The sequence below is a fragment of the Paenibacillus sp. FSL H7-0350 genome (genome assembly GCF_038593195.1).
Lineage (GTDB): Bacteria > Bacillota > Bacilli > Paenibacillales > Paenibacillaceae > Paenibacillus_AQ.
This window is the reverse complement of the sequence record NZ_CP151972.1, coordinates 5,234,343-5,246,260: the sequence shown is the minus strand read 5'-3', so window position 1 is coordinate 5,246,260 and position 11,918 is coordinate 5,234,343. Positions and strand designations below refer to the sequence as shown.

The 11,918-nt window shown below is 52.9% G+C and carries 13 protein-coding genes; 1 reads left to right on the top strand and 12 read right to left on the bottom strand.

The window, feature by feature from the left end:
* Positions 1 to 32 precede the first annotated feature (32 nt).
* From NYE24_RS23930 to NYE24_RS23920, 3 genes are all read right to left on the bottom strand, one after another.
* On the bottom strand, positions 33 to 923 hold the full coding sequence (locus NYE24_RS23930; RefSeq protein WP_036693231.1) for a diacylglycerol kinase: 891 nt from the start codon (positions 921 to 923) through the stop codon (positions 33 to 35).
* Between the two features lie 243 nt (positions 924 to 1,166).
* Positions 1,167 to 1,931, bottom strand: a complete 765-nt coding sequence (locus NYE24_RS23925; RefSeq protein WP_076158513.1) for a CbiX/SirB N-terminal domain-containing protein — start codon at positions 1,929 to 1,931, stop codon at positions 1,167 to 1,169.
* Positions 1,932 to 1,934: 3 nt separating this feature from the next.
* Positions 1,935 to 2,225 carry a YerC/YecD family TrpR-related protein gene (locus tag NYE24_RS23920; RefSeq protein WP_019913624.1) on the bottom strand — a complete coding sequence of 97 codons (291 nt, stop codon included), beginning with the start codon at positions 2,223 to 2,225 and terminating at the stop codon, positions 1,935 to 1,937.
* A gap of 374 nt (positions 2,226 to 2,599) precedes the next feature.
* Here NYE24_RS23920 and NYE24_RS23915 point away from each other — a divergent pair, with 374 nt between their 5' ends.
* Positions 2,600 to 3,148, top strand: coding sequence for a hypothetical protein (locus NYE24_RS23915; RefSeq protein ID WP_036693237.1), 549 nt, complete (start codon positions 2,600 to 2,602; stop codon positions 3,146 to 3,148).
* A 27-nt stretch (positions 3,149 to 3,175) separates the two neighbouring features.
* Here the strand turns inward: NYE24_RS23915 and corA are convergent, their stop codons facing one another.
* From corA to NYE24_RS23870, 9 genes are all read right to left on the bottom strand, one after another.
* Entirely contained in the window at positions 3,176 to 4,135 is a 960-nt protein-coding gene (gene corA, locus NYE24_RS23910; RefSeq protein WP_036693238.1) for a magnesium/cobalt transporter CorA, read from the bottom strand.
* A 202-nt stretch (positions 4,136 to 4,337) separates the two neighbouring features.
* On the bottom strand, positions 4,338 to 5,240 hold the full coding sequence (locus NYE24_RS23905) for a response regulator (protein WP_036693240.1): 903 nt from the start codon (positions 5,238 to 5,240) through the stop codon (positions 4,338 to 4,340).
* 3 nt (positions 5,241 to 5,243) lie between these two features.
* Positions 5,244 to 6,533 carry an ATP-binding protein gene (locus NYE24_RS23900; RefSeq protein ID WP_076158511.1) on the bottom strand — a complete coding sequence of 430 codons (1,290 nt, stop codon included), beginning with the start codon at positions 6,531 to 6,533 and terminating at the stop codon, positions 5,244 to 5,246.
* Between the two features lie 87 nt (positions 6,534 to 6,620).
* Entirely contained in the window at positions 6,621 to 7,271 is a 651-nt protein-coding gene (locus NYE24_RS23895; protein WP_342476816.1) for an amino acid ABC transporter permease, read from the bottom strand.
* A 42-nt stretch (positions 7,272 to 7,313) separates the two neighbouring features.
* A complete protein-coding gene (locus NYE24_RS23890) occupies positions 7,314 to 7,964 on the bottom strand; it encodes an amino acid ABC transporter permease (RefSeq protein WP_036693248.1) in 651 nt (216 codons plus the stop codon).
* 185 nt (positions 7,965 to 8,149) lie between these two features.
* Positions 8,150 to 9,004, bottom strand: a complete 855-nt coding sequence (locus tag NYE24_RS23885; protein WP_036693249.1) for a glutamate ABC transporter substrate-binding protein — start codon at positions 9,002 to 9,004, stop codon at positions 8,150 to 8,152.
* Positions 9,005 to 9,037: 33 nt separating this feature from the next.
* Entirely contained in the window at positions 9,038 to 9,766 is a 729-nt protein-coding gene (locus NYE24_RS23880) for an amino acid ABC transporter ATP-binding protein (protein ID WP_342476815.1), read from the bottom strand.
* A 432-nt stretch (positions 9,767 to 10,198) separates the two neighbouring features.
* Complete coding sequence (locus NYE24_RS23875; RefSeq protein WP_036693255.1) at positions 10,199 to 11,188, bottom strand: inorganic phosphate transporter; 990 nt, start codon at positions 11,186 to 11,188, stop codon at positions 10,199 to 10,201.
* A gap of 12 nt (positions 11,189 to 11,200) precedes the next feature.
* On the bottom strand, positions 11,201 to 11,818 hold the full coding sequence (locus NYE24_RS23870) for a DUF47 family protein (RefSeq protein WP_036693257.1): 618 nt from the start codon (positions 11,816 to 11,818) through the stop codon (positions 11,201 to 11,203).
* Positions 11,819 to 11,918: the final 100 nt, after the last annotated feature.

Here is an 11,918-nt window from a genome sequence, read left to right as displayed (position 1 = left end):
GTATAGGTTCACTTCTTTCATGTTCTTCACGATTAATTCTGCGCGAAAATCCGCAGATGCTGCGGCAGGATGCTGAAGTTGCCCGGCAGGGTGCCGCCAAGCTCGCCGTCCAGGTTCAACTGTACGTGGCCGGGAGAGGTAACCTCCATGGCATCGGTGCGGAAATGGATAACCTTCTTGTCATTCAGGTGATCTCCGCGGATGGTCAGACGCACCAGCCGGATGAACTCGGCCAGGTTGCATTTCTTAACGGCAATAACGTCGAGCAGGCCGTCATCGATACGCGCACCCGGGGCCAGCTTCTCGAAGCCGCCGACTGAATTCGTGTTGGCGATCAGGAAGAGCATGAACTCGTCATGGATCATCTCCTGGCCGTTCGCGCGGATGTACAGCTCTTGCGGAGCAAGGCTGGCCATCTTCTCGATCCCCTTCAGATAATAGGCGAGCTGACCCATCATGGTCTTCAGCTTGCTGGGGACCTCATAGGTCAGCTCCGTCAGCTGCCCTCCGCCTGCTATATTAATGAAGTAACGGTCATTGGCTTTGCCGAGATCGATCAGGCGCGATTCCTGACGCAGAATCAGGTCGCAGGCTTCCTCCCAATTCTTCGGAATACCCATGGCCCGCGCGAAATCATTCGTCGTTCCCAGCGGCAATATGCCGAGCGGGGGAAGGTTCGGCTTCTCCGCCATCCCGTTAATCACTTCATTAAGCGTACCATCGCCTCCGGCAGCTATGATCAGATCATAAGTACCGCGTTCCACAGCCTGGGCTGCAGCCGCAGTAGCATCGCCCTCTCCCGTTGTTGCATGGCAGGTAGCTTCGATACCGCCCATATCCAGCCGGTCTAGAATATCGGCGAGTCGTCTTTTCATTTCTTCCCGTCCAGAAGTGGGATTATAAATCAATCTCGCAGTTTTCATTACCGGAACGCCACCTGTTTATATAATGGATAACTTTACTGATTATACCCAATTCTGTACCCCACAAGCAATGTCGGAGGAACTGAGGAGGAATATAAGTATACCCTCCGCCCGGGCTCCAAGCTTAGAAGATCGGCAGAAAGTATAGATATATGTATGCAGCAGTGGTAACCATGGCTACATGGAACACTGGGCGCACCCTATAATCAGCTTCATTACCCGCTTACGAATTAACGTTGACCCTCAAGCCTCCAGGCGCTGGAGCACTGCTTCCACCTGCCGCTGAATCCAGCGCGGCAGCAGCGGATGCGGCAGCAGCGTCTGGCCGGAGTAGGCATAATCTAACCCTTCCAGCCGCTGCGGAATAACCACCTTAGTGAAGTACCCCTCACTCAAAAAAAGCGGAGCTACCAACACACCATAGCCCTGCTTCTGCCAGTGCTCCACCCGGCTTCTTATACTGTCCGGGTTCAGCAGCCCGTAATCAGCTGCATCCAGCCCGCTTATCTCCCGTACCCGCGCGGCAAGTGAAGAGATGCCCTGCTCCCAGCGCTGCCGGAAGCCGTCATGTCTACTGCCGTGTCCGACCAGCAGCACCATCTCCCGCCCGTTATGCTTTGACAGTTCCCGAATCTTATCCCACAGCATCTGCGCAATATCGGGATCATCATCGACAGGATAGCCATAGTGAATTTTCGCGGCAACCCTGAACGGCGCAAGGTCGGTCTCCCGCTCAGGAACCGGCTTAGCGCCCAGCGCATACTCTATCTCATCGACATGCGTGCTGCCGGAAGAAACAAACAAGGGGATCACAATAATATCTGTGACCCCTGCATGTTCCAGCTTATCGATTCCATCCTGTATCAATCGTCCTTCTACCAGCTCAAGGAAAGCCACTGCCACCGGCAGCTCCTCCCGGAACGTGAGATGGCTCACTGCCTCGTCTACCATCGACACCCAGGCCTGATCACGGGAGCCGTGACTGATTAACAATACACCCGGAACCATAGATTATCGGCCCAGACGTTCCAGCGTAAGCTTATAACCGTCATTGCCATAGTTCAGGCAGCGCTTCACGCGGGAAATTGTAGCCGTACTGGCCCCCGTCTCGGCTTCGATCTGATTATATGTAGACCCCTTGCCCAGCATCCGCGCAACCTCAAGGCGCTGCGAGAGCGATTGAATTTCGTTCACTGTGCACAGATCATCAAAGAATACATAACATTCTTCCATATTTTTCAATGTTAAAATAGCCTCAAATAATTGATCGATACTTTTATCGTTTAGCTTCTTTAGCTGCATCGCCCTATCATCCCCTAAACATTAACTTAATGTGACTATCTTGCCTCTACTATATTGTACTGGAGCACATTTTTCAAGCATTAACGGTTTCACGCTGTAAAGAGTGAAATCGATGGACAAACGTCCACCCCTGGCGTACACCATCACTGGGGTTAATTCTAATCTACTTCCGGCTTCCAGGTTAGACCGCCTTACTCATAGTACTACAAAACCGTGCGAAATCAAGCATGGACACGGTTTCTTCACTTCCGCTTGCCGCTCTATAGGCATTCGCCCTTTTCCGCTAGTATCCCGGTTACCCGGGCTTTCGTCTATACCGTCTGTTCGCCCATGACATACAGTATAGCAAACCACTAACGAAGGAATGTGATCCTATGCCTCAGCATTACTATAATCATTCCCGCCAGCAAGGCCGTTCCCTGGCTGAACCCTACAATCCGTCACCCTACCCGGGACTATCTGCTTATACACCTGCCCCGCTTCCCGGAGAACCTGAGCTGCTGCCTGCTTATGGCGCTGAAGTCACCGATACGACCCTCGCGCTCCCTGCTGCAGAAGCTTCTACTGCGAAGGCCGGAGGCCTGCTTGGCGGACTCGGCAATCTTGGAAGTCTGGCGAATATGGAACAGATCAAGGGAATCGTTGACCGGATGGGCGGTATTGACGGAATCGTCAACACCATGGGCAAGGTGCAGAAGGTAATGCAGGGCTTCTCACAGATGGCTCCGATGGTGAAGCTTGTGATGGGCGGCTTTGGCAAAGGCAAGGGAAGCGGAGCGGGAGAGCTCGCCGCCGAGGAGGATGCAGCCCTCTATAGCCCCAAACGGCGCAAAAAAAGACGCTCCGTCCCGAAGCGCCGCAATACCACCTCCAAAAAGCGTAAATCCGGCGGGCCTTCCTCCGTTAAGCGCCGCCGTTCCTAAGCGGCGGCGTTTAACGCGCTTTTCCCGTTACTTAAACCAGCCGCTCCGCCGGAACCAGCCGAACATTCCGATTCCCAGCACCAGCATAAGCAGCAGCACTGCGAAATAGCTGTATTTCCATTCCAGCTCCGGCATCACCCTGAAGTTCATTCCATAGATTCCGGCGATCAGCGTCAGCGGCATGAATACCGTGGTAATCACCGTGAGTGTCTTCATAATGGAGTTCATCCGGTTGGAGTTGAGCGAGATATAGCTGTCACGCAGGTCGGCGGTCATTTCCCGGTCAACTTCAATCATGTCGGTCAGCTTCAGCAGATGATCATAGATATCGCCGAAGTAGACCCGCTCCTCCCCGTTACTCTGCACATGCTGCGAATTGACAATCCGGTACATCAGATCACGCATCGGCACAATCGTCCGCCGCAGCTTCAGCAGCCTTCCGCGTACATTGAAGACCTGGCTCATCAGCTCTTCCACCGATTCGTTGCCGCCCTGGCTCTCCAGATCCGCAAGTTCATCCTCCAGCGTATACAAGGACGGGAAATACCTGTCGACCAGCTTGTCCATCACAGTGTAAGCAGCGGCCATCGGTCCGCCCGACCAGCCCTTGCGGCTATGAATCTCAGCTTTGACCATCTGCCACGCTTCCTCCATCTCCGGCTTGTCCTGATGATGGTAGGAGACGAGGAATTTCGGGCTGAGGAACAGGTCAATCTCTTCGGCCTCCAGCGTCCGCTCATTCAGCGAATGCAGCACGAAGAACTGCACATCCTCGTAATAATCAAGCTTCGGCCGCTGCAAGACATGCATACAGTCTTCAATTGCCAGTGGGTGAAAATGAAAATAAGTATCCAGCTTCAAGGTTTCTTCCTCCGTCGGCATAGCGAAATCCGCCCAGATCCAGGAATAATCGTCCAGTACGATATCCTGAAGCAGCAGATCGGTCAGCACCTCACCCGTAGGCGTTACGGCAAGTGTTCGTATCATAATATAAGTCCTCCGCCCTATGTAGGCAATCCGCAGCAGAGCTGCGCTGTTCTAGTTGCTTCCTCCCATTGTACAGCATGTCCCCGCAAAAAAATAACCGCCAGCCCGCTGACCAGCGGCTCCGGAGGTTTCTTGGTCTTGCCTCTATAGCTGACGATGCCATTTGCAGTGAAAGGCCCGGACCCATAGTCCCGTATCCGGCTTAGCGGCCCAAGCCTTCCAGCACCTCCAGATGCAGCACCTGCAGAAATTTCTTAATGTTCACCTTCACCTTGCCGCTATCCCGGCCCTGTTCGATCTCCTTCATCTTCAGGCGCACCTCTTCGAAGTCGAAATACAGCGGCGCATAATGCTCGAACTTCGGATTCCCGTAATCTGTCAGACCGATGGACGCGAGACTTGTCAGACCCGCCGCCAGTGCGCGGCGCAGACGCTGCTCAATAGCCTTGACCTCTTTGGCTGCCTCCACAGGTACCGGTCTGTATTTGGCAGCAGTCAGCTCATACAGCTCCTTCAGGGACGGAAGACTTCCGCTCTTCCCTTCCGCTACCGCCAGCTCCATGATCGTGATAATATCACGGCTGCCATTCTCCGAGATCATACCCATATTCATCAGAATGGGCTGGACAATCTCCTTGACGGTCCGTTTGCCCGGCTGCAGCTGGGGCAGTCCGAACTGCAGGCCCTCCAGCTTGCCCAGCGTCAGCTTGATCTCATCCAGATAACGGCCCATGGCGTAACGTTCATTCACTTTATATAGAACAGATTCGACTTCAATCTTGTTGATCGGCTTGCGGATGAAGAATTCAATTCCGCTCCTGTAGGCGCGGCTGACCATGTCCCCGTTCTCAATCTGCGAGATCATGACGAATTTGGAGCGGCAGCCCTGTGCCTGAAGAGTGAGGATGGTCTCAATCCCGTCCTGGTCCGGCATCAGCAGATCCATCAGCACAATATCCGGGGTCTCGCTCAGTATCAGAGCTATACCCTCCTGTCCGCTCGCTGCAGTACCCGTCACCTCACCAAGCCCGCTGTCCTCAATAATATGCTGCAGCATTCTTCTCGCCGACGCGTCGTCATCTACAATACAGAATGATAGCGGCATCCTCTATTCCTCCTTCCGCAGCTTCATGCTCGGCACTGTAATCTGGAACATGGCCCCTCCGGCATGCGATACCGGCTGAACCGTAATGCTTCCCTCGAACATATTCACTATATCCCGTACATGTGAGAGCCCGATCCCCGTGGCAGCGATGCCCTCTTCATCGAATTTCGTTGTGAAGCCCGGCTCGAACAGCAGGTGGAGATCACGCTTCCCGATGCCCGTCCCGCTATCAGTAACTGTCAGAATCGTCATACCGTCCTGCTCATAAGCGTTCAGATGGATGCTGCCTGTTCCTTGGATGACTTCCACCGCATTGGCGGTAAGATTGTTAAGCAGGGTCAATAGAGGAATGTAGCTGTCGGTTGTGTAATCGGAGGTGATGTGAATATGGAACTTAATCTCTTTGCCCAGCATTTCCGCATATTTGCCATTGCTCTTGACCGCGAACTGCAGAATGCCCGATAACGGCATGTCCCCGTTCACCTCACGCTCTACCAGCTTCACCAGCCCTGCCAGAATCCGCTGCGAATCCTTCTTCACCTCATGGAGCTGCTGGGTGATGTCGAGCACCTGCCGGCTGTAACGCCCCGTGCCTTCCCCGTCCTTCAGCTTGGTGTACAGCTCAAAGCTGTTCAGCGTTACCTGCTCCAGGGTGCCTATGGACTTCTTCAGATAGAACACTTCCCCGTACAGGCCGGAGCCGAATCCGAGCATCTGCTGGGTCCGTTCATGCTGCTCCCGCTCCCGGATACGCAGCTGGCTGACAGAGATACTGCTGTATACCCCGGTGGTGAAATACGTACGCAAGACCGCAATCGCCATCAGGTACGTCCACTCGTTCAGCCGGAAGGTAGCCGAATCCAGCACAATCAGGCGGGTCAGCAGCTCCATTTCATTGGACAGGAGATCGATCACCGCGGCAACGGCGCCCAGCACCAGCGGATGGAAGGTGTCGATCCGGCTCTTGATGACATACATCAGCGCGCCGAACACCATGTAATAGATCATTGCCGAGAAGTGGCTGCTGAGGCTCTGCTCTGCCGTCAGTCCGCTTCCCTCCACCATATCCATGGCAGTCCGGAACAGCAGCACGACCACCCCGGTGGCACAGCCTGTGCGGATATACGGCAGCTGCCTCATTAACAGCAGGAAGAGGAGAAAGGCGCTGCTGCCCATGGCAATGCGGAAGATATCTCCGTCAAACGGGTTGATCTTGAATTCTCCGGCTACCGCAGTAACGGCGGCCACCAGCAGAATCTGTACCGCCTTCATTCTCAGAATCGATTGTCCCATCGCCACTGCTCCTGCCTAGAGAGGTTGACAACTATAGTATCATAGCCGTACTGGATTGAATATGGCTTAATCCTCATTCGGCTAAGGTTATACCGCTCTGTGCTCAAGCCTTCTGGACAGCAGCGACAGCAAGTAATTGACGACAAAATAAATCAGGGCAACCAGCGCCAGCGTAGGGATGGTATAGCTGTAGCTGTGGCCGATGACAATGTTGGCATTATGCATCAGCTCCGGCAGGGAAATCACAACAGCGAGCGAGGTATCCTTCAGCAGGGAGATGAACTGGCTGACCAGTGGCGGAACCATGCGCCGCAGACCCTGGGGAAGCACGATATGCCATAAGGTCTGTAGATTGCTGAGACCGGAGGAACGCGCCGCTTCAATCTGCCCCTTGTCGATCGACATTAAGCCGCCGCGGACAATCTCGGCAATCATCGCCGCCTCGAAGATGGTTAGTGCTGCAATGGCCGCAGTAATCAGTCCGAGCTTGATTCCGACCTCCGGCAAGGCGAAGCGGATGAAGAAAATGATCAGCAGCAGCGGCAGATTACGGATCAGCTCCACCAGGTAGAACATGACCGGAGACAGCACCGGCACCTTCGAATAGCGGATGACGCCAATAATACAGCCGATGATAAAGCTCAGGAAGATCGATACAAAAGCAACGATCAGCGTCACATACAATCCGTCCAGCAGAAACTTCAGATTATCGGCAGAGTATGCACCTATGAAATCCATAATACCCCTCCTTTAGCTTCAGATGTCCTTTAATGATGCTTCTTAATATTTGCGCTGCAGCCGGCGCTCCCAGATCCGCACGCCGTAGCTGAGCGGAAGTGTAAGCACCAGATAGAATACCGCTACGAAAATGTAGGTGTCGAAGGTACGGTAAGTCTCTGTAGAGATCCCGTCAGCAAAGTACATCAGATCAAGACCGGCCACCAGAGTCAGTACCGAGGAGTTCTTAATCAGATTAATGAACTGGTTGCCGAGCGGCGGAATGACCAGCTTGATCGCCTGCGGCAGAATAATATGCAGCATGGTCTGTATGTAGTTGAGACCGGAGGAACGTGCCGCCTCCATCTGCCCCTTGGGCACGGCCATAATTCCGGCACGGATCGCTTCGGCGATGAAGGCCGAGGTATATACGGCGAGTCCAATGGTTCCTGCCTTGAAGCCGTCCAGTGTGAAGCCCAGAGCGGAAGGCCCATAATAGAAAATATACACGACTAGCAGCAGCGGAATGTTGCGGATGAACTCCACATACACCGCACCGGACCAGCGCAGACCCTTGACCGAAGTTATGCGGAAGACGGCAACGACCGCGCCGATCAGGAAGCTGCCGATCAGGGCCAGCACACTGGACAGCAGCGTACCGTAGAAGCCTTCCATATACAGTCCGAAGTAGTTCGTTAATATCGAGAAATCCATCAATGTTCACCTGCCTTTACCTGTGGATGAGTTCGTTCCTGCCCGGCATGACCGCCGTTCCTACAAACAAGTAGAAACGGCGTTGCCCTCCTTGGAAAAGGCGGTACCGTTTCTACGAGAAATTCGTGTGAAACCCGTTTATTCGTTTTTACCTTGATGGAAGCCTGCTCTTACTTGGGACAGACTTATTTAGCCGGGGCTTTACCAATCCACTTCGTATAGATGGCATCATACTCCCCATTCGCCTTCAGTTCAGCCAGTGTATCATTAATCGCCTTAACTACATCCGCGTTGCCTTTCTGGACCGCAATGCCGTATGGCTCATCGGTAAACGGCTTCCCTACCACCTCGAAGCCGGGGTCCTGTGAGGCCATTCCGTACAGAATCGCATCATCCGTAGTGAGCGCGTCGCCCTGCCCCGCCTTGAGCGCGCTGAAGGCATCCTGGTAGTTATCGAATTCAAGCACGTTTACGCCCGGCACCTTCTCTTTGATATTCTTGATCGAGGTTGCCCCCTTGGAGCCGAGGATCTTCGTATCCTTCGTAACGCTCTCCAGGCCTGTTATCGGGCTGCCCTTCTTTACAAGCAGGGACTGGCCGGCCTGGAAATAGACGTCAGAGAAATCGACTTCCTTCTTGCGGTCCTCCGTAATGGTCATGGTAGCCACCACCATATCGATCTCGCCGTTATTCAGCATCGGAATGCGCGTCTTGGAGGTCACCTCCTTCAGCTCGATGGCATTCTCGTCACCGAGAATTTTCTTAGCGATGGCCTTGGAGATGTCGATGTCGAAGCCTTCCACGTTGCCGGAGGCCGGGTCCTTCAGACCGAACAGGCGGGTATCGAACTTCACGCCGACGAGCAGCTTGCCGCGCTCCTTGATCTTGGCAATGGCTGCAGAGTCAGCGGCTGCCCCTCCGGCTGCATTGCCGCCTGCCGCAGGGTCGTTCTTGCCCTTGTTGTTGCCGCATCCGGCAATGACCAGCAGGGCCGCAATCATCAGCGCACTTAACACCTTGAAGCTCTTAGACATTTTCATTTCGTTTCCTCCCCGGATTCCTATATATTTAGTTTAATGGCTTAATACACGGCTGAGAAAAGTACGCGTCCGCTCTTCCTTCGGGCTGGCGAAGAAGGCTTCCGGCTCCGCCTCTTCCACGATCTGCCCTTGATCCATGAAGATGACCCGGTCCGCTACCTCACGGGCGAAGCCCATCTCATGGGTCACAACGACCATTGTCATGCCCTCACGCGCCAGGGCGCGCATGACATCGAGCACCTCTCCGACCATCTCCGGGTCCAGCGCCGAGGTCGGCTCGTCGAACAGCATAATCTTCGGCTTCATTGCCAGCCCCCGGGCAATCGCCACCCGCTGCTGCTGTCCGCCGGACAGCTGGGAAGGATAGGACTCTGCCTTGTCGGCAATGCCGACCTTCTCCAGATAATACATTGCGGTCTTCTCCGCTTCCGCCTTGCTTACGCCCAGCACCTTCACCGGGGCCAGCGTGATGTTATCAATCACCTTTTTGTGCGGGTACAGGTTGAAGTGCTGGAAGACCATTCCGATCTCTTTGCGCAGGGTATTGATATCTGTCTTGCGTTCGTTTACAGTTATACCGTCCACGGTTAATCCGCCGCTCGTTATCGTCTCCAGACGGTTAATGCAGCGCAGCATCGTGCTCTTGCCGGAGCCGGAAGGACCGACTACAACAACTACTTCCCCTTCCTGAACATGCAGATCAATGCCCTTCAGTACATGGAATTGTCCGTAATGTTTGTCTACCTGATGAAAGTCGATCAATGGCTAGGCCTCCTTTGTCTATTCGGATGTTTGTCAGCAATGGTAACACTTAAAACAAACCTTACTTCAGAGACTACCAAATCCTACATAATACTACGCAAATTTCATTTCTCATATGTTATTTTCTTTTAAATATGTGATGTATTTCATTTTCTTTTTATGCCTATTAACATTTTTTATCAGTTTGGTGTAGTCTTTTGTGACATTCCTCTCTTGAAAAATCAAGTGGAAACGGCTTTGCCGTCCTTTTAAAGGACGGTACCGTTTCAGCGGGAAATAGAAGGATAATTTATCGTGTGCAACATATAAATTCTTATATTTTCAAATAACCTCCGCTTAGGCCGAGGTTTACCGCTGAACGCAAAAAAAGATGTCCTAAAGCCATCCATGGCTTCTGCGACATCTTGTCCAGGCAATCTATTCTGTTCAGTCCTAGAAGAAGAGCTTGAAGATCACTCCCGACAGCAAGGCGCTGATCGGAATCGTAATGAACCAGGTAACCACGATCCGTCCGGCCACTCCCCATTTGACAGCGGAGAAGCGCTTGGCAGAACCTACACCCAGAATCGATGAAGTGATCGCGTGGGTTGTACTTACTGGCAGATGCAGCAGCGTAGCCGTGAAAATAACAGAGGCCGCCGAAATATCCGCCGCGAAGCCGTTGATCGGCTCAATTTTGAAAATCTTCGTGCCCATCGTCTTAATAATCTTCCAGCCGCCGATAGACGTTCCGAGTGCCATGGATGTAGCCGCTGCAATCTTAACCCAGAGCGGAACCTCCATCGTCTCAAGCCGTCCCGAGGTAACGAGTGCAAAGGTAATGATCCCCATCGCCTTCTGCGCGTCATTCGTACCATGGGTGAAGGATTGCAGTGCGGCCGTCACGATTTGCATCGAACGGAAGCCCTTGTTGACCGTATGCGGACTGCGCTTCGCGAAGATCCACTTCAGAATCGTCATCACAATATACCCGATTACAAAAGCGATCAGCGGGGAGAAAATCAGCCCCTCTACGATCTCAATGAACCCGCTCCATTTGATATGCTCTGTACCTGCCCCAACATAGACCGCACCGGCTAACGCACCGATAAGCGCATGGGAGGAGGACGAAGGAATACCCAGCCACCAGGTCACGAGATTCCAGATAATTGCCGCAATGAGCGTCGCTGTGACAATATCTATCCCGTTGTCCAGCAGGGTCGGATCGGTAATGCTGCCCCCGATCTTCTTCGCCACGCCGGTGAACATCAATGCGCCGATAAAGTTCATCGAGGCGGCCAGCATGATGGCTGTACGCGGCTTCAGCGCACGGGTCGAGACAGAGGTAGCAATCGCATTGGCGGTATCATGGAAGCCGTTAATGAAGTCGAACGCCAGCGCAAGAAAGATAACAAAAGCTAGTACATATATAGATGTATCCATATTTAAGGCCCCTTATGAGTTACGCATGATGATCGATTCCAGCATGTTGGCTACGTCTTCACATTTATCCGTGGTGGTCTCGAGCCGCTCATACAATTCTTTGCGCTTAATCAGCTCAATCGGGTCCTTCACAGTCTCGAACAGGGCCTTGGTGCAGATACGCAGGACTTCGTCGCCCTGGTTCTCCAGATCATTCAGACGGATGGTGTATTCGCGGATCGCCAGCAGCTTCTTCTGGGAGAGCAAATGAACTGCCTTCTGGATCTCGTATGCACTCTGGCGGAGAATCTCTGCAAACTGGACAATATACTCATCCGCATCCAGCAGGTTATACATATAGAAACGCGAGGCTGAGGCCTCCAGACCATCAATGACATCGTCCATGCTGGTGATCAGATCCATGATGTCGTCCCGCTCCAGCGGCGTAATGAACGTCTTGTTCAATTCCTTGATGACAGTATGTGTGTAAGTATCGCACTGGGATTCGTATTTCTTCATCTCCGCGGCGAAGTTCTCCACATTGCCCTGGAGAGTCGAGATATTCTGAGCGAAATAATCCGCAGCCTGAACAATGGTGTCAGCCATGTTTTCCAGCGTCTCAAAGAATATATCCTTTTTTCTGAGCTTCATTAGTCTAAGACCCCTTTACATAATATTGCCGTGAAAAAAATGAAGTCATTCCATGTAAACCGCATGAAAATGAATGACAACCCTTGTTATCTTATCATAT